This window comes from Solimonas flava DSM 18980, assembly GCF_000426685.1.
GTDB classification, from domain to species: domain Bacteria; phylum Pseudomonadota; class Gammaproteobacteria; order Nevskiales; family Nevskiaceae; genus Solimonas; species Solimonas flava.
The window spans coordinates 94,902-119,590 of sequence record NZ_AUFV01000011.1 but is presented as its reverse complement, the minus strand read 5'-3'; the positions used below and the strand labels follow the sequence as shown (position 1 = coordinate 119,590).

The following is a 24,689-nucleotide window of genomic DNA, read 5'->3' as shown; positions in this document are numbered from 1 at the left end:
TTGCCCTATCGCTGCAATGGGCCGGCGCGTACAATTCACCCCCTTTTGCTGGCCGCAGGCGGTTTCGGCCGTTCCGGCCGCTGGCGCAGCCGGGCTGGAAACCCGGCAATTAAAGACCCATTTTTCGGAAAACTTTCCGGCTTTCGGTGCATCCGTGATTCAGAATCTTCGCAATATCGCCATCATCGCCCACGTCGACCATGGCAAGACCACGCTGGTCGACAAGCTGCTGCGGCAGTCGCAAACCCTCGACGCCCGCGAACAGCTCGGCGAGCGCGTCATGGACTCCAACGACCTCGAGCGCGAGCGCGGCATCACCATCCTGTCGAAGAACACGGCGATCCGCTGGCTCGACAAGCGCAACGGCACCGAATACCGCATCAACATCGTCGACACGCCGGGACACGCCGACTTCGGCGGCGAAGTCGAGCGCGTGCTGTCGATGGTCGATTCGGTGCTGCTGCTGGTCGATTCGGTCGACGGCCCGATGCCGCAGACCCGCTTCGTCACGCAGAAGGCCTTCAACATGGGCCTCAACCCGATCGTCGTGCTGAACAAGATCGATCGTCCGGGCGCGCGTCCGGACTGGGTCGTCGACCAGGTCTTCGAGCTGTTCGACCGCCTCGGCGCGACCGACAAGCAGCTCGACTTTCCGTTCATCTACGCTTCCGGCCTCAACGGCTACGCGGGCCACTCGGCCGACATTCGCGAAGGCGACATGACGCCGCTGTTCGAGACCATCGTCGACAAGGTGCCGGTGCCGGAAGTCGATCCGGAAGGTCCGTTCCAGATGCAGGTCACCTCGCTCGCCTATTCGAGCTATGTCGGCGTGATCGGCACCGGCCGCGTCAAGCGCGGCCGCATCAAGACCAACACGCCGGTGGCGGTCGTCAACCGCGACGGCTCGGTCCGTCAGGGCCGCGTGCTGCAGGTGCTCGGCTTCATGGGTCTCGACAAGGTCGAGGTTCCGGAAGCGCAGGCCGGCGACATCATCGCCGTGACCGGCATCGAAGAGCTCGGCATTTCCGAGACGATCTGCGACGTCAAGGTGCCGGAGCAGCTGCCGACGCTGCAGGTCGACGAGCCGACCATGAGCATGATCTTCGAGGTCAACAAGTCGCCGTTCGCGGGCAAGGAAGGCAAGTTCGTCACCTCGCGCCAGATCGGCGAGCGTCTGCAGCGCGAGCTGAAGACGAATGTGGCGCTGCGCGTCGAGCCGATGAGCACGGGCGACCAGTTCCGCGTTTCCGGCCGCGGCCTGCTGCACCTCGGCATCCTGCTCGAGAACATGCGCCGCGAAGGTTACGAGATCGCCGTCTCGCGTCCGCAGGTCATCCTCAAGGAAATCGACGGCGAGATCTGCGAGCCGTACGAAACCCTGGTCGCCGACGTCGAGGAATCCAGCCAGGGCGGCGTCATTCAGGGCCTCGCCGAGCGTGGCGGCAAGATGCAGAACATGGTGCCGGACGGCAAGGGACGCGTGCGTCTCGAGTACATCGTGCCGTCGCGTGGCCTGATCGGCTTCCAGACCCAGTTCATGACCATGACCTCGGGCACCGGCCTGTTGTTCCACAACTTCGACCATTTCGGCCCGAAAACGCAGGCGACCGACATCGGCCAGCGTCGCAACGGCGTGATGATCTCGATGGACATGGGCAAGTGCCTCGCGTACTCGCTGTTCAACCTGCAGGATCGCGGCCGCATGATGGCCGAGCCGGGTGACGAGGTGTACGAAGGCCAGATCGTCGGCATCCACTCGCGCGACAACGACCTCGTCGTCAATCCGCTGAAGGGCAAGAAGCTGACGAACATGCGCGCCTCGGGTTCGGACGAGAACGTCATCCTGGTGCCGGCCGTGAAGTTCGCGCTCGAACCGGCGCTGGAATTCATCAACGACGACGAACTCGTCGAGCTGACGCCGACCTCGATCCGCATTCGCAAGAAGTTCCTGAAGGAACACGAGCGCAAGCGCTCGGGTCGCGACGACTGATCCGCGGTCACCGTTGCAGCAGGGGCGCATCGACGATGCGCCCCTTTTTCGTTGTGCGAACCAGGGGGCGAACGTGGACAGCCTGCTGTCGGCTTATCTGCAGGGGTTCGGCCTGAGCGCCGGCCTGATCGTCGCGATCGGCGCGCAGAACGCCTTCGTGCTGCGCCAGGGTTTGCTTCGCGAGCATGTACTCGTGATCGCGACGATCTGCTTCGTTTCCGACGCGCTGCTGATCGGCCTCGGCTGCGTCGGCTTCGGCACGTTGGTGCAGGCGCATCCGGCGCTGGTCACGGCGGTGCGCTGGATCGGCGCGGCGTTCCTCGTCGTCTATGGCGGCCGCAGCGCCTGGGCCGCGTTGCGGCCGCAGGCGCTCGAAGCCGGTGGCGCGGCGCCGCTGACGCGCCGGCAGGCCATCGCCGGCGTGCTGGCGCTGACCTGGCTGAATCCGCACGTCTACCTCGACACTGTGCTGCTGGTTGGCGGACTCGCCGGCCGCTACGCGGCGACGCCCCGCGCGGCATTCGCGGCCGGCGCCGCGTCGGTTTCGGCACTGTGGTTCTACGGCCTCGCCTACGGTGCGGCGCGGCTGGCGCCGCTGTTCCGCCGGCCGCGGACCTGGCGCGTGCTCGACGCCGTCATCGCGTTGACGATGTGGGCGATCGCGGCAAGCTTGCTGCGCGGCAGCTGATTCGCGCGCTGTCGCCATCCCGGAGGGACGCGCGGAGACCGGCCCGCCCGGCGCGCTGCGGTGGATCCGTCGTGACGCCGAGCCGCGATACGGCGGACGAGCGCTCTGTGGCCGGGCTCAGCCCAGTTGTGCCGCCGCGTAGCGCGCGCCGCGTTCGGCGTCGTACTGGCCTTCCCATTTGGCGATGACCAGCGCCGCGAGCGAGTTGCCGACCACGTTCAGTGCCGTGCGCGCCATGTCGAGGATGCGGTCGACGCCGGCGATGAAGGCGAGGCCTTCGAGCGGGATGCCGACGCTGCCGAGCGTCGCCAGCAGCACGACGAACGAAACGCCGGGCACGCCGGCGATGCCCTTCGACGTCACCATCAGCGTCAGGATCAGCACGATCTGCTGCGTCAGCGTCAGGTCGATGCCGTACAGCTGGGCGAGGAAGATCGCGGCGATGCTCTGGTAGAGCGTCGAGCCGTCGAGGTTGAACGAATAGCCGGTCGGGATCACGAAGCTGGCGATCGGCTGCGGCGCGCCGTAGGCCTGCATTTTCTCCATGATCCGCGGCAGCACGGTTTCCGAACTCGCCGTCGAGTACGCCAGGATCAGTTCGTCCTTGATCAGGCGGATCAGGCGCGTGATGCGAAAGCCGAACAGGCGCGCGACCGCGCCGAGCACGACCAGCGCGAAGAACAGCACCGCGGCGTAGACCAGCACGACGAGCTTGGCCAGCGGCAGCAGCGAGGCGAAGCCGAACGTCGCCACCGTCACCGCGATCAGCGCGAACACGCCGACCGGCGCGTAGCGCATCACCATGTGGGTGACCTTGAACATGGTTTCGGCGACGCTGCGGAAGGTCTGCACCAGCGGATCGCGGTGCTCGGCCGGAAGCGCCGCGAGGCCGAGGCCGAACATCACCGAAAAGAAGATGATCGGCAGGATCTCGCCCTTGGCGATCGCCTCGAAGACGTTGGCCGGGATCAGGCCGAGGATCGTCGTCACCAGGCTGTGCGGCCCGTGCTGAACGGCCTCGGTCGTCTTCTGGTACTGCGAGATGTCGGCGGTCGTCAGCTGCTGCATGTCGATCCCGACGCCCGGCTGCAGCAGGTCGGCGAACAGCATGCCGACGAGGATCGCGATGGTGGTGATCACCTCGAAGTAGACGATGGTCTTGAAGCCGATGCGGCCGAGCTTCTTGGCGTCGCCGACGCCGGCGATGCCGACGATCAGCGAGGAGATGACGATCGGCACGACGATCATCTTGATCAGCCGGATGAAGATCTGGCCGGCCGGCGTCAGGATGTTGGTGATCAGCCAGTCGCGCGGGCCGCCCATTTCGTGCAGCACGCTGCCGGCGACGATGCCGAGCGCGAGCGCGATGAGAATTTGCCAGGCGAGGCTGAGACGGGGCAGGTGCATGGGCGGCGGTTTTCCTTGCGTGAAGGACGGACCATAGAAAGCTTGCGGGTCCGGACGCAAATTTCGTCCCGTCTGCGCTGCGTCCGCGCGCTGTGAATCGCGCGTCCGGTGGTGCCGTCGCCGCCGCGACGCTAGGATGCCGGACGGTGCCGCGCGCGGTATCGCCGCTTTCATCGTCCTTGGTCCGGAGCCCCCATGAACCTGTTCTCGCCGCTGTCGCAGCGGTCCCTCACGCTGCGCAACCGCATCGTCGTGTCGCCGATGTGCCAGTACTCGGCCGACGAGGGCGTGCCGAACCAGTGGCATTTCGTGCATCTGGGTTCGCGCGCGGTCGGCGGTGCGGCGCTGGTGATCAGCGAAGCGACCGCGGTCGAGGCGCGCGGCCGCATCTCGCCGGCCGACACCGGGCTGTGGAACGAGGCGCAGGCGCAGGCCTGGGCGCCGATCACGCACTTCATTCGCGAAGCCGGCGCCGTCGCCGGCGTGCAGCTCGCCCATGCCGGGCGCAAGGCCAGCGTCGCCGCGCCGTGGCACGGCGGCGCGCCGGTCGCGCCCGCGGACGGGGGCTGGCGCCCGGTGGTCGCGCCGTCGGCGCTCGCGTTCGACGCCGCCAGCATCGAGCCGCAGGCGATGTCGCTCGCCGACATCGATGCGCTGGTCGAGGCGTTCGCGGCGGCGGCGCGGCGCGCCCTCGATGCCGGCTTCGAACTCGCCGAGATCCACGGCGCGCACGGCTACCTGCTGCACGAGTTCCTGTCGCCGCTGTCGAACCGCCGCGACGACGACTACGGCGGCAGCTTCGCCAACCGCATCCGCCTGCTGCGCCGCGTGATCGCCGCCGTGCGCGGCGTGTGGCCGGAGCGCCTGCCGCTGTGGCTGCGCATCTCGGCGACCGACTGGGCCGCCGACGGCGGCTGGGATCTGGAGCAGTCCTGCGCGCTGGTCGAGGCGATCCGCGGCGAAGGCGTCGATCTGATCGACGTGTCCAGCGGCGGCACGCTGCCGAAGGCCGAGATTCCGGTCGGGCCGGGCTTCCAGACGCCGTTCGCTGCCGAGATCCGCCGCCGCTGCGGCGTCGCCACCGGCGCGGTCGGCCTGATCACGGCACCGGCGCAGGCCGACCACATCGTGCGAACCGGCCAGGCCGACGTCGTGCTGCTCGCGCGCGAGCTGCTGCGCGATCCGTACTGGCCGCGCCGTGCCGCCGGCGAGCTGCGCCAGAAGATCGAGGCGCCGGTCCAGTACCAGCGCGCCTGGTAGGCCGGGCTCAGCCGCCGGCGGGCACGCGCACGATCCAGGCCTGCTGCGCCGGCGGATCGCGACGGACCTTGGCCAGCGAGCGCTGCGCCGCGTCGCGCGTCGCATGGTGGCCGGCGAGCACGCGATAGACCGGCTTGCCGTCGGCCCGCATCAGCACCATGTCGGCGGCGTAGCCGCGCGCGCGCCACTGCCGCGTCGCGCGCTGCGCGCTCGCGGCATCCGGCAGCGAGGCCAGCACGATCCGCCATTCGCCGCCGCGCGTCGGGCCGCGCACGGCGGGGGCTGTGGCCGGCGGCGGCGCGGGGCGTGCCGCGGGCACTGCCGTCGCTTCGACTTCCGACACCACCAGCGTCGCGCCGGCCTGCTCCGCCAGCGACGGCCGCGCACTGCCGTCGCGCTGCGCCTGTTCGGCGGCGTAGCGCGCCGCGTAGTCGTCGGCGAAGCGGGTGCGCGCCAGACGCGGCGCCAGCGAGCCGACCTCGGCGACGCCGAGGCGCTGCCCGCCGCGCGCCGTCCAGCGCAGGCATTCCCCGGGCTCGTCGAGGCGCTCGTGGCCGGCCGGCGTCTGCACCTCGGCGGCGCCGGCCAGCAGGCACAGCTCGTCGCCGGCCGCCGAGGTTTCGGCCCAGGCTTCGGCGCCGTACAGGCGCGACTGCAGATGGCGCTGCGCGAGGCGCATGTCGCCGGGCGCGCCGCCGTCGGGCTTGCGGGCATCGACGTGCACGGCGCCGGCTTCGAGCTGCAGGCGCAGCAGCGCGGCGCGGCCCGGCGGGTCCGGCGGCTCGCCGCCGGTAAAGCGCAGCCGGCCGTCGCCGCCGAGCAGCAGCGTGCCGCCGCCGGCGGCCTGCAGGCTGACGCGGCCGCTGCTGCCGGTCTCGACGAGGCTGCCGGCCGCCAGCGCCTGGCGCGGCTGCAGCGCGGCGCCGCCGTCGAGGAAGGCCGGCGCCTCGAGCCGGCGCGCGAGCAGCAGCTCGTCGGCCAGCGCCGGCGCGGCGACCAGTCCCAGCATCCAGGCCCACAGCGGTGCGCGGTGCATCACGTGACGTCTCCCGAAACGGCGGCGAGGGTAGCAAATGCGGCGTCGATTCCGGCGGGCCGCGGTGCTAGCATGCGCCGCGGCCTTCAGGCCGCCTTTTCGTTGCATTTTTCCATGCCCGACGTGCCTTCCGAACCTCCGCCTGACGGCGCGCCCCGTCGCCACGCGCCATGAGTGGCGTCGTCGTTGTCGACCATCGCGGCGACTGGCCGCTGAACATTCCGGGCATCGAGGTCGTCACCGCCTGGGACTACCTGACGCATGAGGACCTGACGCGCGCGCGCAAGGTGCGCGTCTACAACCTGTGCCGCTCGTTCGGTTACCAGACGACCGGCTACTACGTCTCCCTGCTCGCCGGCGCGCGCGGCCACAAGCCGCTGCCGGAAATCACGACGATCCAGGATCTCAAGCTCGCCGAATCGCCGCGCATCCTCAATGACGAGATCGAAGAGCTGATCCAGCATTCGCTGGCGCGCATCGGCTCGGCCGAATACGTGATGAACGTGTACTTCGGCCGTTCGATGGCCAAGCGTCACGAGCGTCTCGCGCGCGCGCTGTTCAACCAGTTTCCGGCGCCGCTGCTGCAGGCCAAGTTCAGCTACCGCGGCGACGAATGGCGGGTCGACACGCTCGGGCCGATCGCGCTCGGCGAGGTGCCGGGCTCGCACCACGCCTTCCTCTACGAGGCCGCGCAGGATTACTTCGTCCGCCGCCGCCCGCTGCGCGTGCGCCGCGAGTCCTCGCGCTATGACCTCGCGATCCTCGTCAACGAGGACGAGAAGGAGCCGCCGTCGAATGCGCGTGCGCTGAAGTCCTTCGAGCGCGCCGCCGAGGATCTGGGCTTCGACGTTGAGTTCATCGACAAGTCCGACTACGGCCACGTCGCCGAGTTCGACGCGCTGTTCATCCGCGAGACGACCGCGGTCAACCACCACACCTACCGCTTCGCGCGCCGTGCCGCGCGCGAAGGGCTGGTGGTGGTCGACGACCCGCTGTCGATCCTGCGTGCCGCCAACAAGGTCTTTCTCGCGCAGCTGATGGAGCGCCTGCGCATTCCGCAGCCGAATACCGTGCTGCTGCATTCGCGCAACCTCAAGCAGGTGGCGCGCGAGCTGGGTTTCCCGTGCGTGCTCAAGCAGCCGGACTCGCAGTTCTCCAAAGGCGTGATCAAGGTCGAGTCCGAATCCGAGTTCCGCCGCGCGGCGTCGGAAATGCTGGAACGCTCGGATCTGATCATCGCGCAGTCCTACGAGCCGACCGAATACGACTGGCGCATCGGCGTGCTCGACGGCCAGCCGCTGTACGCCTGCCGCTACTTCATGGCCAAGGGCCACTGGCAGGTCGTCAAGCGCGCCGGCAACGGCGCCATCGTCGAGGGCGGGCACGAGACGCTCGACGTCAAGGACGTGCCGGCGGCCGTGCTCAACGTCGCGCTGCAGGCGGCGCGCGCGATCGGCAACGGACTCTACGGCGTCGACCTCAAGCAGTTCGGCAAGGTGGTCAAGGTCATCGAGGTCAACGACAACCCGAACATCGACCACGGCGTCGAGGATCTGGTTCTCAAGGAAGCGCTGTACCGCAAGGTGATGGAATACTTCATCAAGCGCCTCGAACAGCGCACGCGTGAGCAGGCGCGGTGAAGCCGAGACTGCGCCGTGCGCGGGTCGGCGACGTCGACGGCCTGCTCGATCTCGAGCGCCATTTCCCGGGCGATCGCATGTCGCGCGCCTCGGTGCGGCGTTTCCTGCGCGTGCCGAGCGCACGGGTCTGGGTCGTCGATGCGCCGCCGCACGGGATCGTCGGCGCCCTGATCCTGCTGACGCGACGCGGCAGTGCGGTCGCCCGCATCTATTCGGTGGTCGTCGATCCGCTCGCCCGCGGCCTCGGTCTCGGCCGTCGCCTGGTGCAGGCGGCCGAGCGCGGCGCGCGTGAAGGCGGATGCGATGCGGTGTCGCTGGAGGTGCGCGAGGACAACGCCGCGGCGCGCGCGCTGTACGCGCGCCTCGGCTACGCCGAGCGGCAACGCCTGCCGGGCTATTACGACGACGGCGGAGACGGGCTGCGGCTGCGCAAGCTTCTGGCGGGGCCACGCGCGCGCTGAGTCCGAGGTGCGCGGCGTGCGCGGCTTGATCTGACTTTTGATGGCGCACCGTCGCGCGCCGGCTTTTCTTGGCCTGGGCGCCGACCGCAGGCGCCTGTAGGCGAAGAAAAGGAACTCGCCGCAAGGCGGAATCGGGAAGACGGATCAGGACGCGAGCGCAGCAGGCGTTCCCGGTGCCGGGCCACAAACGAAAACGCCGCCCGAAGGCGGCGTTTTCTCACGACCGGTCCGGCTTACTTCGCGGACTTGTCTTCCTTCGGCTCGCCGACCGACAGCAGCTCGACTTCGAAGATCAGGACCTGATTCGGGCCGATCTTCACGCCGGCGCCGCGCTCGCCGTAGGCGAGGTCGGACGGGATGTAGAACTTGTACTTGCTGCCCGGCGTCATCAGCTGCACGCCTTCGGTCCAGCCCGGGATCACGTTGCCGAGCGGGAAGCTGACCGGCTGGCCGCGCGAGTAGGAGCTGTCGAACTCCTCGCCGTTGATCAGCGTGCCCTTGTAGTGCACGGTGACGGTGTCGGTGGCCTTCGGATGGGCGCCCTTGCCTTCGGTGATGACTTCGTACTGCAGGCCCGAGGCGGTGGTCTTCACGCCATCACGCTTGCCGTTCTCCTCGAGGAACTTCTGGCCTTCTTCCTTGTTCTTCGTCGCCTGCTCCTCGCGCTGCTTGAGCTGGCGCTCCTGCATCTTCTTGGCGACCGTGTTCTTGATTTCTTCGCGCGCGGCGTCGTCCATCTTCGGCGCGGTGCCGGCGAAGGCGTCGTCGAGGCCGGCCTTCAGCGCGGCGAGATCGACGTCTTCCTTGACCGGCTGCAGCGACTTGCCGAGATCGACGCCGATCGCATAGCCGAACTTCTGCGCGTCGGTTTCGAGCGCGGCATTGCCGGCGGCGGCCTTGTCATCCTTCTTGGCGCAGCCGGCGATGAGCGCGACGGCGGCGACGCTGAGGGCCAGCATGCGTAACGAATTCTTCATGGGGTCGTCCAGATGCGAAAAAGGCGCGATTTGCGCCGGTAGCGCTCGATTATAGCGGCTTTTCCGGGCCTGTCCCGGGGTGGTTTTCCCCTCTGTCCGGCGCCGTCGCGGCGGCCGCGGCAGCCGCCGTCTCGTCCGTCGTGGCGGCATCGGCACCCGCCTCCGGAGCGGTCGCCGCCTGCTCGGCGGCGCGCCGCCGCGACAGCAGTTGCAGCAGCATCTGCCGCGCCTCGTCGGACAGCAGTTCCAGCGAGCGCTCGGCGATGCGGTCGATGCGCGCATCGACGGCGAGCGTCTTGTCGGCGCTGACGGTCACCAGGCCGACATCGATCAGGGTGTTGAGGTAGCCCTTGAACAGCGCCTTGTCGAAGAATTCGGGCGCGTCGCGGCCGGTGAGGATCGCCATGCGCTCGGCGAGCAGGCGGCAGTCCTCCTCGAAGCGTTCGCGCTTGAGCGGCTGCTGCGAGCGGCGCTCGTCGGCGAGCAGCAGCGCTGTCATGCAGTAGCGCTCATGCGTCTCGCCGAGCACGCGGCCGAGCATCGCCAGCGTCGAGTACGCCGGCTGGTTGGCGTCCGGGCGGCGCAGGCGGTCGTTCTCGCGGCTGAGCAGACCGAGGCCGAGCATGACGTTGATCCAGGCCTTGGCCACGCCTTCGATCTCGGCCGGCTGCCAGCGCAGGAAGAATTCGTTGCGCAGGAACGGATACAGCGCGCGCACGCCCATGATGACGGCTTCGTCGGACAGCATCTGCCGGGTGCGGAACAGGTTGGCAATCAAGGACGGGATCGCGAACAGATGCTGGATGTTGTTGCGGTTGTAGGTGAGCGCGACGGCGTCGCGCGCGGTGACGCCGTGCAGCTCGCCCCAGGGATGCGGCACGCGCGCGATCTGCGCGATCGGCCCGCTCCAGTCGACGACCGCCTTCGGCGAGACTTCCGGAATGTAGAGGTGCTCCCCGTAGGGCTCGCCCTTCAGCAGCCAGATCAGGTAGCCGATCTGCTCGATGAACTCCTCGTGCGCGACCACGCGCTGCGGCGAGGCGAGCAGCGCGATCGCCGCCAGACTCGAAGGATTGGCGACCGCCGCGGCGTTGATGCGGCGGCTGTTCTCGAGCGCGAGTTGCGCGACGAAGGCCTTGAAGTTCTCCGGCAGCGCCTCGTCGTCGGCCGTCATCGCCTCGCGCCAGCCCGGCAGGTGCTGGCTGGCGTAGTCCTGCAGGATGATCGGCTCGCCGAAGTTGATGTAGGCCTTGCCGTAGGACTTGCCGAGGATCTTGCCGGCCTTGAGCAGGCCTTCGGCGGATTCCTTGCTCTTCGCCCCGCCGCGCAGCTCCTTGGTGTAGCTGCCGACTTCCCAGACGCGGTCGTAGCCGATGTAGACCGGCACCATCGCCAGGCGCCGCGTGTTCTGGCGCAGGCCGGCTTCGACGACCATCGACAGCAGGCCGGTTTTCGGCTGCAGCAGGCGGCCGGTGCGGCTGCGTCCGCCTTCCGGGAAGAACTCGATCGCATAGCCGCGCTTGATCAGCGCGTCGACGTAGGCGCGGAACACGGCGGTGTAGATCGCGTCGCCCGAGAAGCTGCGGCGCAGATAGAACGCGCCGCAGCGGCGCAGCAGGCCGCCGACCGGCCAGAAATTCAGGTTGACGCCGGCGGCGATGTGCGGCGGCACGACGCCGGCGTGGTATAGCGAGTACGACACCAGCAGATAGTCGGCGTGCGAGCGGTGCGAGGGCATGTAGACCAGCTCGTACTGCTGCGCCAGCTCGCGCATGCGCTCCAGGCCCTGCACGTCGATGCCGGCGAATACGCGCTTGAAGACGACGTAGGTCAGGAAGCGCTCAAGGAAGTTGATGCTGGTCGTCGAGTAGTCGGCGGCGATCTCCTCCGCGCACTTGCGCGCGTGGGCGCGCGCCTTGTCCAGCGTCATGCCGTTCTTGCCGGCGGCGCGCTCGATCGCGCGCTGCACCTCGGTGCTGTGCAGCAGGCCGTCGATGACGACGCCGCGGCGCAGCAGCGTCGGGCCGAGCGCCGCGGTGCGCGCGCGCAGGAAGTGGAAGTGCAGGACGCGCGTCAGCTTGCGGATCGAGGTCGTCGCGTCGGGGCCGCGGTCGACGTACTCGCGGAATGAGAACGGCAGGCCGAAGTGCGCCAGCACGTTGCGGCCGTTGAACAGCATGATGAAGAACTTGCGCACGCGGCCGGCCTGCACGCTGTCGGCGAACAGCAGCTTCCACAGGCTGGTTTCCTTGCCGGGGTCACGGCCCCAGAAGATCGACACCGGCACCAGCTGCGCCTCGAAGGTCTTGGTCGCGATGCCGGTCTCGATCAGGCGCGTCAGGTCGGTTGGCCGCACGCGCGTTTCGAGCAGCGCATCCATGTAGACCACGCCGGCGCGCTCGACGGTCGGGAAGTTCGAGCCGGTGCGGTTCGGCCGCGGCAGCACCAGCTCCTTGCAGATGCGCTCGAGCACGAACATGTCGACCCAGGAGCGCTGGGCGAGGATGTAGACGACCGGCTTGGTCGGATCGATCTTCAGCCCGTCGCGCAGCGGCTGCGGCGCGGTCTTGTAGCGGACCAGGCCCGAGAACGGGCGGAACATCCACCACACCAGGCTGTAGAGGACACGGTTGAGCAGAGCGCGCATGCGACTCCTTCCATAAAATGGTTCGCGGTCGCGCGACGCTGCGCGTCGGAAGGCGCGCCTCGCGCGCCCGCCGTTTCCGCCATCATGCAAAAAGTTTACCGGAAGCGAACATGACAGGCCCTGGCGCCCCGACCGATCCCGCCCGCGAAGCCGAGATCGCGCCGCCCGCGCGGCACGCGGCGCTGCACGCGACGCGGGCACGCCTCGATCGCCTCGCGTGGTGGCTCGACAGCGGCATCGGCGTGCCGGGCACGCGCTGGCGCATCGGCATTGAAGCGCTGATCGGCCTGATCCCGGTGGTCGGCGATCTGGCCGGCGCGCTGATCGGCGGCTATTTCGTGGTCGAGGCCTGGCGCGTGCGCGCGCCGCGCGGCCTGCTCGCGCGCATGACCGGCAACGTCGTGTTCGATGCCGTGCTCGGCTTCGTGCCGGTGGTCGGCGATCTCGCCGACTTCGCGTTCAAGTCGAACCAGCGCAACCTGCGCCTGCTGCACGCGCATCTCGACGCCGAACTCGGCGTGCGCGCGCCGCGCCCGCGGCGGCGTCTGGCGTGGATATTGCTCGGCCTGCTCGCAGTCCTCGCCGGCGCCGTGATCTGGCGCCTTGGGGGATTTACCGGATGACCACCCGGCGGGGCGCGGGCATAGTGCGGCGGTTTGCGAAAACCTGAAGCCGCATCGCGCGCGATCCGCGCGCCGCACGCGCCGCTTCTCTGACGAGGTCGTTGATGAGCGAGAAAACCTGGCTGGGCCACCCGCGTGGCCTGGCGACGCTGTTTTTCACCGAGATGTGGGAGCGCTTCACCTACTACGGGATGCGCGCAATCCTCGTCTTCTTCCTCGCTGCCGCCGCGACCGAGGTCAATCCGGGCCTCGGCCTGACGCGCGAGGAAGCCGGTGCCATCTACGGTCTCTATACCGGCGCCGTCTATCTGTTCTCGCTGCCCGGCGGCTGGATCGCCGACCGCCTGATCGGCAGCCGCCGCGCGGTGTTCTGGGGCGGCCTGTTCATCGCCGCCGGCAACTTCGCGCTGGCGATTCCCGGTCCGGCGGCGCTGTTCTTCGTCGGCCTCGCGATCATCGTCGTCGGCGTCGGCCTGCTCAAGCCCAATGTGTCGGCGCTGGTCGGCACGCTCTACGAGGGCAATGCCGACGCGCGCCGCGATGCCGGCTTCTCGATCTTCTACATGGGCATCAACCTCGGCGCGGCGATCGCGCCGTTCGTGGTCGGCACGATCGGCGAGAACTGGTCGTGGCGGCTCGGCTTTGGTGCCGCCGGCGTGTTCATGCTCGGCGGCGTCATCCAGTACCGGCTGACCGAGCACTACCTCGGTTCGGGCGGGCTCGCGCCAGCCGGCACGCCGGAGCAGCGACGCGCCGGCTGGCGCCTGCTGGCGATCGCGGCGGCGGCGCTGCTCGCGGTGGTCGCGGTGCTCGCCAGCGGCCTCGTGCCGGTGGGCCCCAGCGATCTCGCCAAGATGGCCGGCGTGGCGATGGCGGCGGTCGCCATCGGCTTTTTCGGTTACATGCTGCTGTTTGCCGACCTGACGCGCGTCGAACGCGGCCGCGTCGCCGTGATCGCGATCCTGTTTCTCAGCTCGGCGACCTTCTGGGCCGGCTTCGAGCAGGCGGCGACCTCGCTGAACCTGTTCGCGCAGGACTACACGGACCGCGCGCTGCTCGGTTCGTGGTTTCCGAGCGGCGAGCATCCGGCGTCGTGGTACCAGGCGGCGAACCCGGTCTACATCATCCTGTTCGCGCCGTTCTTCGCGGCGCTGTGGGTGCGGCTCGGGCGCCGCAACCTCGATCCTTCGGCGCCGGCCAAGTTCGGCCTCGCCCTGATCCAGATGGGCCTCGGCTTCATCGTCATCATGTTCGCGGCGCAGCTGTGCGTGACGAGCGGCGCCAAGGTCGCGCCGACCTGGCTGCTGCTGACCTATCTGCTGCACACGACCGGCGAGCTGTGCCTGGCGCCGGTCGGCATGTCGAACGTCACGCGCCTGGCGCCGCCGCGCTACGTCGGCCAGCTGATGGGCACCTGGTTCCTCGGCCTGGCGGTCGGCAATCTCGCCGCCGGCCTGATCGGCGGCCACGTCGGCGGCAGCGACATCAAGGATATGCCGGACCAGTTCCTCAGCGTCGCGCTGCTCGGCCTCGGCGTCGGCGGGCTGATGCTGCTGATCAGCAAACCTGTCAAGAAACTGATGGCGCTGCCCTCAGCGCCGGACGCAAAGTGAAGTTTTCGGGAGAATGTCGATGCGCACCCTGCTGATTCCGCTTGCCGCCGCCGCGCTCGTCGCCGCCTGCGGACACAAGGACACCGCGCCGTCCGCCGCCAAGGCGACGCCGGCCGAAGCCGACGCTTTCATGGCCGGCGTCAATGACGACTACCGCCAGTTCATTCCGTACCTGAGCGCCGCGCAGTGGACGCAGGCGACCTTCATCAACGACGACACGCAGATGCTGTCGTCGCGCGCCAACGACGAGTGGCTGGGCTACCTCGGCAGAAAGCTCGACGAGTCCAAGCGCTTCAACGGCGTGGAGATGGGCAAGGACACGGCGCGCGGCATGCTGCTGCTGAAGCTGTCGACCGCCAATCCGGCACCGAACGACGCCGCCAAGCGCGGCGAGCTGACGCGCGTGCTCGCGCACATGGAAGCGAACTACGGCGCCGGCAAGTGGTGCCCGCAGCCGGGCGCGCCGTGCCTGAATCTGAGCGATATCGAGAAGATCATCGACGATCCGGCGCGCACGCCGCAGGAGCGCGCGGCCGCCTGGGCCGGCTGGCACGAGACCGCCAAGTCGATCAAGCCGGACTACGAGAAGTTCGTCGAGCTGTCGAACGAGGGCGCCCGCGAACTCGGCTTCGCCAATCTCGGCGAGATGTGGCGCGCCGGCTACGACATGAGCCCGGCCGAGTTCGAGCAGACCGTCGAAAAGCTGTGGACGCAGCTGCAGCCGCTGTACGAAGCGCTGCACTGCGATGTGCGGGCCAAGCTCAACGGCAGGTACGGCGACGCCGTGGTGCCGAAGGACGGCCTGATTCCGGCCCACCTGCTCGGCAATATGTGGGCGCAGCAGTGGAGCAATATCTATCCGCTGGTCGAGCCGTATCCGCTCGCCGACAAGGGCGGCGCCGGCTCGCTCGACGTCAGCGCCGCGCTGCGCCAGCGTCGCGACGCCGACTACCGGAAGCTGATCGCCGCCGCCAAGGGCGCGCCGACCGCACTCGAACTCGCCGAGCTTGCGCATCAGGCCGACGCGCAGTTCGCGCTCGAGACGACCAGGATCGCCGAGGATTTCTATACCTCGATCGGCTTCCCGCCGCTGCCGGCCTCGTTCTACGAGAAGTCGATGCTGCTGCGGCCGCGCGACCGCGACGTGGTCTGCCACGCCAGCGCCTGGGACATGAACATGCAGGGCGACGTGCGCATCAAGATGTGCATCGAGCCGCGCGAGGAGGATCTGTTCACGATCCACCACGAGATGGGTCACATCTACTACGACCTGATGTACAACGCGCTGCCGCCGATCTTCCAGAACGCGGCGCATGACGGTTTCCACGAGGCGATCGGCGACACCATCACGCTGTCGCTGACGCCGGCGCATCTCGCCAAGATCGGTCTGGTGCCGGAACAGAAGACCGATGAGCGGGCGCTGATCAATGCGCAGATGAAGCTGGCGCTCGACAAGATCACCTTCCTGCCGTGGGGCAAGCTGGTCGATCAGTGGCGCTGGAAGGTGTTCGCCGGCGACATCAAGCCGGCGCAGTACAACGAGGGCTGGTGGCAGCTGCGCGAGGCCTATCAGGGCGTCAGCGCGCCGGTCGCGCGCGCGGCCGACGACTTCGATCCGGGCGCCAAGTACCACATTCCGGGCAACACGCCGTACACGCGCTACTTCCTCGCCTTCGTGCTGCAGTTCCAGTTCCAGAAGGCGCTGTGCGACGCCGCCGTCTTCGACGGCCCGCTGTACGAATGCGACATCTACGGCAACAAGGCGGCCGGCGCGAAGTACATGGAGATGCTCAAGGCCGGCGCCTCGCAGCCCTGGCAGGACACGCTCGAGAAGCTGACCGGCCAGCGCGAGATGGACGCCTCGGCGCTGATCGAGTACTTCCAGCCGCTGATGAACTACCTCAAGCAGCAAAACGAGGGCCTGGCCTGCGGCTGGCAGGGCGAGGCGGGCAAGACCTGAACGCGCGGAAGCGGCACACGAAAAAGGCGGCCCGACGGCCGCCTTTTTCGTGGTGCGCTGCGTTTACTTGCGCTGCCACTGGCCGCCGGCGGCCTGGTACCACCAGCCGGGCTGCGCCTTGGCGATCCAGCGCTGCGCGAACACGCCGCGAATCTGGCTTTCCCATTGCGGCTGGCCGTTGGCGGTGGCGATCTCGCGATACAGCGCCGCGCGGTCGGCGTTCTCGTTGGCGACCAGCGTGCGCACCGTGTTGCGGCTGGCGAGCGGCACCGCGTTCGGATCGCGCACGGCGACGTAGCCGTCCTGCGTCAGGCCGACGGTGCCGGCGTCGAACAGCGGCTTGAGGTCGGCGTAGCGGTTCTCCATCTGCGTCTTGAGCCGGCTGATCTCCGGCGACGACAGATCGAGGTTCGGCTGCTGCTGGGCCTGCGCCGGCGGCACGAGCCAATCGAGCACGGCGAGCGCCACGTGCTGCGCGGCCGGCAGTGCGCTCTGCGGCGAGGGCGCGGCTTCGGGCGTCGTCGCCGGCGCCTTCGGCGCGGCGCTCCAGACGTCGTCGATGATGCGGTCGGCGGCCTTCTCGGCGGCGGCGGCGGGGAAGTAGACGTTGATCGTCACGCAGGCGGCGGCGACGGCAGCGCCGGCGAGCGCGGCGATCAGGCCGGAATGGGTTCGGACGGGCTTCATGCGCAATCTCCCTGGCGTAGGCGGCCCGCGCAGTATAGGCGCCGGACCTGAGCCGGCAATGAAGTTCACTTCACCTGCACCTGCGCGGCGTTGGCCTGCGCGACGCTCTTGAGCTGGGCGAGGAAGGTGGCCCAGGCGACGTCGCGGTTGTAGCCGACCACGTCGATGCGCGGCAGCAGGCGGCCCTTGACCAGCACGTAACCGCGGCCGTCCTTGGCGGGGCCGATGCCGTCCATGCGGCAGACGCCGTCGTCGAGGCGGCAGCGCCAGCCGATGCGGTCGTAGGCGAAGTCCTCGAAGAAGCGCAGCGCGCCGCGCGACAGCACGCCGCTCGGGCCGCCGCCGATCGACGAGATGTTGTCGATCGCGCGCTGCGAGATGCGATGCCGCGAGCGGTCGCCGGGTGTCGTGTAGAGATGCGCATCCATCGCCACCGGCTGCCAGCCGAGCAGGCGCAGGCCGCGCACGTCGCCGTCGAGGCGGCCCTCGATGCGCCCGAACGAGAACGCGCCGGTCAGCTGTGCGAGATCGAGACGGCGGATCGCCAGGTCGGCGCTGACGCGCGGCAGCACGCCGAGCGGGTCGAGCACGCGCAGCGCGTCGACCGTGAGTTCGCCGTCGAAGGCCTGCGCGCGCAGCTGGCCGTCGAAGCGCAGCTCGCGGTCACGCAGTCTGAGGCCCGGCAGGCGGCCGCCGATCTGGCCGCCGAACTCCGGCCAGCCGAACGCGCGGCACAGTGCGGCGAGATCGATCGGATCGAGCGTCGCGTCGAAGTCGGCCGACAGTGCACTGCCGCCCAGCCCGTCGAGGCCGAGCGTGAAGACGCGCAGGCCGCCGTCGAGGATCGGGATCTGCAGCGTGTCGAGCAGCGCCAGGCCGCGCGGCCGCAGTTGCAGCGCGGCCCGGGCGGCGCCGAGCGGCAGCGCGCCGATCGCACCGGACGTCCAGGCGAGCTGCGACGGCGGCGGCGTGCCGTCCGCACGCCAGTGCAGATCGGCCTCGACGCCGTCGACGCGGCCGCCGAGCTTGTCGCTGCCGAAAGCGGCAGCGCGCAGCTGCAGTTCGGCGCGCTGCGGCTGTGCGTCGACGACCGTCGCCGCCAGCGTCGCGCCGCCGCCGGCCTGCAGATCGTCGATGCGCGTGCCGGCGAGCCAGGGCCGCGCGAACAGCTCCGCGGCCGTCGCCAGCGACGTCAGCTCGGCGCGCACATCGAGGCGATGATGCTGCGCCGGCGCCGCGGGATCGAGCGCGCCGGCCAGCGTCGCGCTGCCGATGCCGCCGAGCGTCAGCGACAGCGTCGCGAGCGTGACGCGCACGCCGCCCGGCGCCTGGCGCAGGCTCGCGCTGAGGTGCAGCGGGTGCTGGCCGAGATCGAGGAACAGCGGCTCGACATAGGCCTGGCCACTGCTCGCGCGCAGCTCGATCTGCGCGCGCCGCCCGGCGCGGTCCTGAAGGGCGCTGCCGTTGGCGTCGAGGCGCAGGGCCTCGCTGGCGATGCGGCCGTCGGCGCTGCTGTAGCCGAGCGTGGCCTGCAGCGCGGCGAGTTGCAGCCGCCAGCGCTCCGGGCCTTGCCAGCGCAGGTCGCCGCTGGCGCGCAGCTGCAGCGCGGCGCCGGCGTCGAGCCGCGCTTCGCCGTGCAGGCAGGAGGTTTCGTCGCCGATCTCGAGCCGCGCGCAGCGCAGGCGGACGGTCGCCGGCGCGGCGAGCGGCGCCGGCAGCACGACACGGGCCTGCACGCCGGCGCCGGTGCCGGGCTGCCAGTCGGCGCGCAGCTCGCGCAGCTGCAGGCCCGGACCGTCGATCCGGCCGACCGACAGCTCGATGCGCTCGACGGCGGCGGCCGGACCACCGGCCAGCAGCAGCGCGCATGCGATCGCCATGACGGGGTGCCTGCCCATCTGCCGATCTTCGCACGCGGCGCGGCCTGCGGCAGCGCCAGGCGCTGCGCCTGTTCGCGCGCATGGCATCGCCGCGGCTGCAGCGCAAAGGAGCGAGGCGCGACAGGTACGAACGTCCCTGAGCGACGAGGCCGTTCGCGAAGCGCACTGCCCGCGCTGCGGCCGCCATCATGCGTGGCGGCGGTCTCTTCGGGAGGCCGCCTGACCGCCGCCACGCGGCGTTGCGGAGCGCTGCTCGGGAATCCCCGACGTGCGCGGCCCGCGCCGCGCCCGGCGGCGTGCCGGGCGACGCCGCCGCGATGCCATTGGCGTTGACAGGCCCTAGACTGCGCGGCCATGGACGCCCGCGACATCCTTCGCCAGTCGCCGCTGTTCGGCGGCATCAGCGACGCCGCCATCGACGCGCTGGCCGCGCATGCGACGCTGATCGACGTCGCCAGCGGCGAACAGGTCTTCGCGCGCGGCTCGGCGCCCGACCACATCTACATCGTCGCCAGCGGCCGCCTGCGGGCACGGCTCGCCGACGGGCGCCTGACCAGCGCCATCCCGCGTTTCGATCCGACCGGCGAGATCAGCGCCGTGCTCGGCGAGCCGCGCAGCGCCGACGTGCACGCGGTGCGCGACAGCGTGCTGGTGCGCCTGCCGAGCGCTGCGCTGCTGCAGACGCTGCAGGCGTTTCCGGAAGCGATGCTGCAGCTGACCCGCATCATCACCCGGCGCCTGCGCCAGAACGCCATGGACAGCACGCATGCGCTGGCCGCCGCGCAGCGGCGCAGCACGCTGGCGGTGCTGGCGGCGACGCCGGACGATCCGGCCCGCGCCGTGGCGACGCGCCTGTGCGCCCATCTCGGCGGCGGGCGCGCGCGGCTGGCCGACGCGGCGGCGATCGACGCGGCACTCGGCCCGGGCGCCAGCGTGCTGGCGGCCGATGCCGGCAGCGCCGCGCAGCGCCAGCTCGTCGAGCATCTCAACGCCTTCGAGCGCCACGACACGCCGACGGTCTATCTCGCCAATCCGCGCGCCGACGCCTGGACGCGGCGCTGCATCGCGCAGGCCGATCGCGTGCTGGTGGTCGTCGACGCGGCGCGGCCGGCGGCGGCCGGGGCGACGATCGACATGCTGCGCGCGAGCCGCTCGCACGCGCCGGTCGATCTGGTCGTCATGCGTCCCACCGCGGCCCCGGCGCCGACGGTGCTCGACTGGCGCGCGCTGTGCGGCGCCGGCGCGCACTACTACCTGCGTCCCGATCGCGAAGCCGATTTCGCCAGCCTGGCGCGTCAGCTCGGCGGGCGCGGCATCGGCGTCGTGCTCGGCGGCGGCGGCGCGCGCGGCTTCGCGCACATCGGCCTGCTGCGCGCGCTGCAGGAGCTCGGCATTCCGGTCGATGTCGCCGGCGGGTCGAGCATGGGCGCGTTCTTCGCGGCACTGCTGGCCTGCGGCCGCGGCCTCGACGAGATCGAGGCGATTGCGCGTGACACCTTCGTCACGCGCAATCTGCTCAACGACTACGTGCTGCCGACGATCTCGCTGATCCGCGGCCGCAAGTTCGTCCGCCATCTGCACGAGCTGTTCGGCGAACAGCGCATCGAGGCGCTGCGGCTGCCGTACTTCTGCGTGACGACCAACCTCACGCGCGGCCGCGCCGCGGTGCAGGACCGCGGGCCGCTGTACCTGTGGGCGGCGACCAGCATGGCGGTGCCCGGCGTGGCGCCGCCGGTCGCCTACAACGGCGAGCTGTACGCCGACGGCGCGGTCGTCAACAGCCTGCCGACCGACGTCATGCAGGACCTGCAGCGCGGGCCGATCATCGCCTCCGATGTCAGCACCGAGGGCGGCATCGCCGCGCCCGGCGTCGTCGGGCCTGATCCGGAAGCGCTGTTCCGGCTGCGCGATCCCGATGCGCCGCGTCTGCTCTCGATCCTGTTCCGCACCGCGACGCTGACCTCGGAGAGCGGCGTCGCGCAGCGCGCGGCACGCGCCGACGCCTATCTGCGCATGCCGGTGACGCGCGTCGGCATGTTCGACTGGAAGCGCATGGACGAGATCGTCGAGCGCGGCTACCAGCACGCCCTGCAGCAGCTGACGCCGCTGCGTGAGCAGTTGCTGCGCTGAGCCGGCAAGGCCGGCGCCAAAGGCATCGGGCAAAGAAAAAGCCCCGGCGCGGACGCCGGGGCTTTTTGTATGCAGCGCGAGGCTGCTTACTCCTTGGTCACCTTGAACTCGACGCGGCGGTTCTCGGCGCGGCCTTCCTTGGTCTTGTTGCTGGCGATCGGCTTGGATTCGCCGTAGCCCTCGGAGGTCAGTCGCGAAGCGTCGATGCCCTGCTCGACGAGATAGGTCTTGGCGGCGGCGGCGCGCTGCTTCGACAGCTTCAGGTTGTAGGCGTCCGAGCCGGTCGCGTCGGTGTGGCCTTCGATGACCAGGCCCATCGTCGGCTGGCCCTTGAGGCCCTGCGCGATCTTGTCGAGCTGCGTCTTCGACGCCGCGGTCAGGCGCGCCGAGTCGAACTCGAAGTTGATGTCGTGCAGCACGACCTTGGCTTCGCGGATCGCGCAGCCGCGCGCGTCGACCTTCATGCCGTACGGCGTGTTCGGGCAGGCGTCGACGTTGTCGTAGACGCCGTCGCCGTCCGTGTCCTTCGGCGGCGGAGGCGGCGGCAGCGGGCAACCGCGCGCGTCGACCTTGGTGCCGGCCGGCGTGCCCGGGCACAGGTCGAGGGTATCCGGCACGCCGTCGCCGTCGGTATCGGACGGCGGCGTCGGTGCGGCCGGTGCCGGGGCGGCAGGCACTTCGTCCTTCTTGCCGAGCGCGAACTGCACGCCGGCGCTGATGCGCGTGTCCATCAGATGATCGCGCGACGGGTCGGTGTCGCCGTCGAACACCCAGTAGCGCTTGGCGTCGACGCGGATCGCCGCGGTCTTGCTTTCGTTGAGGCTGATCAGGAAGCCGCCGCCGGCGTTGGCGTAGCCGTAGGTGTGTTCGTTGACGCTGCGGTCCTCGTACTGGGCGCCGCCGCCGAGCAGCAGGAACGGCGAGAACCACGACGAGCGCGCGAACGGATAGACCGCGAAGTCCAGGCCGCCGCCCCACTTGCGATCGGTGCCGCCATCGTAGTCATGACCGGCGCGCAGGCCGAAAAGATTGATTTCCGGGGCGAAGTATTCGCCGGTCGGGAAACCGAACAGCAGCGTGGCGCCGAGCCCGTCGTCGTCGTTGTAGACGGCATCGGGGAACAGGTAGGTGCCCTGGATGCCCATGTACGGGGTGTTGTCGGCGTGGGCGGCCTGCGCCGTGCCGGCGATCAGTGCCGCGGCGAGAACCTTGTGCGTCATTTTCATTCTTGCTTTCCTCAGGTCGGTGGGACGAAGAAAGCGACCGCGGACCCACTACGCGTGATCAACCGCCAGTGGCGCGAGTGCTCCCTTGCGTGGCCGGGTGCATCTTGGTTCGGGGCCATGAACCTAGGCTGAATCTTGACGATTGGCAAGCCGGCGGGCGAGTCCGTGAAGATTGCCGGCGGATCGCAAATCTTCACGACACCGCGGGTGTTTCCCGTATCGGCCGTGGCCGCGCCTTTCGTACCATCTGGCGCGACACGATGGCCGGCGGGTGGAGACGGGCGTGAACAATTGGATGCGGGCGCTGGTGGCGCTGGGTTGCGGATTGATGATGAATACGGGCGCCGTGGCGCAGACGCAGAAATATCCGGTCGCACCGCGTGGCACGGTGGTCGACGACTACTTCGGCACCAAGGTCGCCGATCCGTACCGCTGGCTCGAAGACGTCGACTCGCCGCAGACGCGCGCCTGGGTCGCGGCCGAGAACGCCCTGAGCCTGCCGTATCTCGCCGCGCTGCCGGAGCGTGAAGCGCTGCGCCAGCGGCTCGGCGCGCTGTGGAACTACGAGCGCTACGACCTGCCGCGGCGCAAGGCCGGCAAGCTGTTCTACGGCCGCAACGACGGGCTGCAGAACCAGTCGGTGCTGTATGTCGACGGCGGTGACGGCAAGCCGCGCGTGCTGCTCGATCCCAACACGCTGTCGGCCGACGGCACCGTGGCGCTGACGCAGTACGAGCCGTCCCCGGACGGGGCGTACCTGGCGTACGCGACGGCGGCGGCCGGCTCGGACTGGAACGAGTTCCGCGTGCGCCGTGTCGCCGACGGCGTCGACACCGACGACCGGCTGACCCGCATCAAGTTTTCCGGCATCGCCTGGACGCGCGACGGCAAGGGATTCTTCTATTCGCGCTATCCGCTGCCGCCGGCCGGCGGCACGCCCGGCACGTTCGACGAGCTGGCCCACCAGAAGCTCTATTACCATCGTCTCGGCACGGCGCAGGCCGAGGACCTGCTGGTCGCCGAGAACCCGGCCGAACCGCAATGGGGCTGGGGCGCCGAGGTCAGCGACGACGGCCGCTATCTCGTCGTCTACGTCAGCCGCGGTTCCGGCAACGAAAACGCGCTGTGGGTCAAGGATCTCGGCACGGCCGAGGCGCCGTCGCTGGCGGCGCCGTTCGTGAAGCTGGTCGACGACTTCGAGGCCGAGTACACGGTGCTCGGCAATCGCGGCAGCACGCTGTACGTACGGACCAGCCGCGACGCGGCGCGCGGCCGCATCGTCGCCATCGAACTCGGCAAGCCGGCGGCCGCGGAGTGGAAGAGCGTGGTGCCGGAGAGCGCCGACACGCTGCAGTCGGCGCTGATGGCGGGCGACGGGCTCGTCGCGCTGTACATGCATGACGCGACCTCGCGCCTGCTGCGCTACGGCCTCGACGGCAAGGCGCAGGGCGAGATCGCGCTGCCGGGCCTCGGCAGCGTGCCGGACCTACCGCTCGGCGGCATCCAGCTGTCGGGGCAGGCCGGCGATCCGCTGCTGTTCTACGCCTACACGTCGTTCAACCAGCCGGCGACCAATTATGTCTACGACCTGGCCGGGCGCAGCGGCAAGGTCTTCCAGCCGATCCGCCTGAACTTCGATCCGGCCGACTACGTCACCGAGCAGGTGTTCTACAAGTCCAGGGACGGCACGCGCATTCCGCTGTTCATCAGTTACAAGAAGGGCCTCAAGCGCAACGGCAGGAACCCGACGCTGCTGTTCGGTTACGGCGGCTTCGAGATTTCCAAGACGCCGGAGTTCTCGGTCCCCAACCTTGTGTTCATGGAGCGCGGCGGCGTCTACGCGCTCGCCAACCTGCGCGGCGGCGGCGAGTACGGCAAGGCCTGGCACGAGGCCGGCACGCTCGACCGCAAGCAGAATGTCTTCGATGACTTCGCCGCGGCCGCGCAGTACCTCATCGAGCAGCAGTGGACCGCGCCGGCGCATCTGGCGATCGGCGGGCGCTCGAACGGTGGCCTGCTGGTCGGCGCGACCGTGAACCAGCATCCGGAGCTGTTCGCCGCCGCGTTCCCGGCGGTCGGCGTGATGGACATGCTGCGCTATCACAGGTTCACGATCGGCTGGGCCTGGGCCGGCGACTACGGCACGGCCGAGACCGAAGCGGGCTTTCGCACGCTCTACGCCTACTCGCCGTATCACAACATCAGGTCCGGTGTGCGCTACCCGGCGGTGCTGGTGACCACCGCCGACCACGACGATCGCGTCGTGCCCGGGCATTCGTTCAAGTACACGGCGGCGCTGCAGGCGGCGGTCGCGCCGGATGGCGTGCTCGGTGCGCGTCCGGCGCTGATCCGCATCGACGTCAACGCCGGCCACGGCGCCGGCAAGCCGATCGGCAAGCTGATCGAGGAAGAGGCCGACAAGCTTGCGTTCCTGCTGCGCTTCACGCGGTAGCGAAGTCGCGGC

General features: G+C 69.7%; 17 protein-coding genes. 10 read left to right on the top strand and 7 right to left on the bottom strand.

The window, feature by feature from the left end:
* Positions 1-154 precede the first annotated feature (154 nt).
* Together typA and K343_RS0113080 are read left to right on the top strand one after the other, a co-directional pair.
* Entirely contained in the window at positions 155-1,990 is a 1,836-nt protein-coding gene (gene typA / locus K343_RS0113085; RefSeq protein ID WP_028008471.1) for a translational GTPase TypA, read from the top strand.
* A gap of 73 nt (positions 1,991-2,063) precedes the next feature.
* Positions 2,064-2,678 carry a LysE/ArgO family amino acid transporter gene (locus K343_RS0113080; protein WP_154662563.1) on the top strand — a complete coding sequence of 205 codons (615 nt, stop codon included), beginning with the start codon at positions 2,064-2,066 and terminating at the stop codon, positions 2,676-2,678.
* A gap of 117 nt (positions 2,679-2,795) precedes the next feature.
* On the opposite strand, the gene gltP is transcribed toward K343_RS0113080, so the two are convergent.
* Positions 2,796-4,085, bottom strand: coding sequence for a glutamate/aspartate:proton symporter GltP (gene gltP, locus K343_RS0113075; RefSeq protein WP_028008469.1), 1,290 nt, complete (start codon positions 4,083-4,085; stop codon positions 2,796-2,798).
* A 195-nt stretch (positions 4,086-4,280) separates the two neighbouring features.
* On the opposite strand from gltP, the gene K343_RS0113070 reads away from it, so the two are divergent.
* Positions 4,281-5,345 (top strand): NADH:flavin oxidoreductase/NADH oxidase, encoded by a 1,065-nt coding sequence (locus tag K343_RS0113070; protein ID WP_028008468.1) that lies wholly within the window; start codon positions 4,281-4,283, stop codon positions 5,343-5,345.
* A 7-nt stretch (positions 5,346-5,352) separates the two neighbouring features.
* Here the strand turns inward: K343_RS0113070 and K343_RS0113065 are convergent, their stop codons facing one another.
* Positions 5,353-6,381, bottom strand: coding sequence for an SPOR domain-containing protein (locus K343_RS0113065; protein ID WP_028008467.1), 1,029 nt, complete (start codon positions 6,379-6,381; stop codon positions 5,353-5,355).
* A 170-nt stretch (positions 6,382-6,551) separates the two neighbouring features.
* Here K343_RS0113065 and K343_RS0113060 point away from each other — a divergent pair, with 170 nt between their 5' ends.
* Both K343_RS0113060 and K343_RS0113055 read left to right on the top strand, forming a co-directional pair.
* Positions 6,552-8,021 carry a RimK family ATP-grasp domain-containing protein gene (locus tag K343_RS0113060; RefSeq protein WP_028008466.1) on the top strand — a complete coding sequence of 490 codons (1,470 nt, stop codon included), beginning with the start codon at positions 6,552-6,554 and terminating at the stop codon, positions 8,019-8,021.
* Positions 8,018-8,482: a GNAT family N-acetyltransferase gene (locus K343_RS0113055; RefSeq protein ID WP_028008465.1), complete on the top strand. Its 465-nt coding sequence runs from the start codon at positions 8,018-8,020 to the stop codon at positions 8,480-8,482. The genes K343_RS0113060 and K343_RS0113055 overlap by 4 nt, the downstream gene beginning before the upstream one ends.
* 233 nt (positions 8,483-8,715) lie before the next feature.
* Here K343_RS0113055 and bamJ read toward each other — a convergent pair whose 3' ends face one another.
* Together bamJ and plsB are read right to left on the bottom strand one after the other, a co-directional pair.
* The gene (gene bamJ / locus K343_RS0113050) at positions 8,716-9,459 is read right to left on the bottom strand and encodes a BamJ family beta-barrel-assembly machinery protein (protein WP_028008464.1); all 744 of its coding nucleotides are present in this window, start codon (positions 9,457-9,459) and stop codon (positions 8,716-8,718) included.
* 49 nt (positions 9,460-9,508) lie between these two features.
* Complete coding sequence (gene plsB / locus K343_RS0113045; RefSeq protein WP_028008463.1) at positions 9,509-12,106, bottom strand: glycerol-3-phosphate 1-O-acyltransferase PlsB; 2,598 nt, start codon at positions 12,104-12,106, stop codon at positions 9,509-9,511.
* A gap of 110 nt (positions 12,107-12,216) precedes the next feature.
* On the opposite strand from plsB, the gene K343_RS0113040 reads away from it, so the two are divergent.
* From K343_RS0113040 to K343_RS0113030, 3 genes are all read left to right on the top strand, one after another.
* Positions 12,217-12,729, top strand: a complete 513-nt coding sequence (locus tag K343_RS0113040; protein ID WP_084615876.1) for a DUF4112 domain-containing protein — start codon at positions 12,217-12,219, stop codon at positions 12,727-12,729.
* Between the two features lie 104 nt (positions 12,730-12,833).
* Positions 12,834-14,342, top strand: a complete 1,509-nt coding sequence (locus tag K343_RS0113035) for a peptide MFS transporter (RefSeq protein WP_028008461.1) — start codon at positions 12,834-12,836, stop codon at positions 14,340-14,342.
* 13 nt (positions 14,343-14,355) lie between these two features.
* Complete coding sequence (locus K343_RS0113030; protein WP_028008460.1) at positions 14,356-16,302, top strand: M2 family metallopeptidase; 1,947 nt, start codon at positions 14,356-14,358, stop codon at positions 16,300-16,302.
* A gap of 63 nt (positions 16,303-16,365) precedes the next feature.
* Here the strand turns inward: K343_RS0113030 and K343_RS0113025 are convergent, their stop codons facing one another.
* Together K343_RS0113025 and K343_RS23475 are read right to left on the bottom strand one after the other, a co-directional pair.
* Positions 16,366-16,989 (bottom strand): YdbL family probable chaperone protein, encoded by a 624-nt coding sequence (locus K343_RS0113025; protein WP_028008459.1) that lies wholly within the window; start codon positions 16,987-16,989, stop codon positions 16,366-16,368.
* A gap of 65 nt (positions 16,990-17,054) precedes the next feature.
* Positions 17,055-18,869 carry a translocation/assembly module TamB domain-containing protein gene (locus tag K343_RS23475; RefSeq protein WP_051278352.1) on the bottom strand — a complete coding sequence of 605 codons (1,815 nt, stop codon included), beginning with the start codon at positions 18,867-18,869 and terminating at the stop codon, positions 17,055-17,057.
* A gap of 354 nt (positions 18,870-19,223) precedes the next feature.
* On the opposite strand from K343_RS23475, the gene K343_RS0113015 reads away from it, so the two are divergent.
* Complete coding sequence (locus K343_RS0113015) at positions 19,224-20,999, top strand: patatin-like phospholipase family protein (RefSeq protein WP_028008458.1); 1,776 nt, start codon at positions 19,224-19,226, stop codon at positions 20,997-20,999.
* Positions 21,000-21,085: 86 nt separating this feature from the next.
* On the opposite strand, the gene K343_RS23470 is transcribed toward K343_RS0113015, so the two are convergent.
* Complete coding sequence (locus K343_RS23470; RefSeq protein WP_051278350.1) at positions 21,086-22,225, bottom strand: OmpA family protein; 1,140 nt, start codon at positions 22,223-22,225, stop codon at positions 21,086-21,088.
* 283 nt (positions 22,226-22,508) lie between these two features.
* Here K343_RS23470 and K343_RS0113005 point away from each other — a divergent pair, with 283 nt between their 5' ends.
* Entirely contained in the window at positions 22,509-24,677 is a 2,169-nt protein-coding gene (locus K343_RS0113005; RefSeq protein ID WP_028008457.1) for a prolyl oligopeptidase family serine peptidase, read from the top strand.
* Positions 24,678-24,689: the final 12 nt, after the last annotated feature.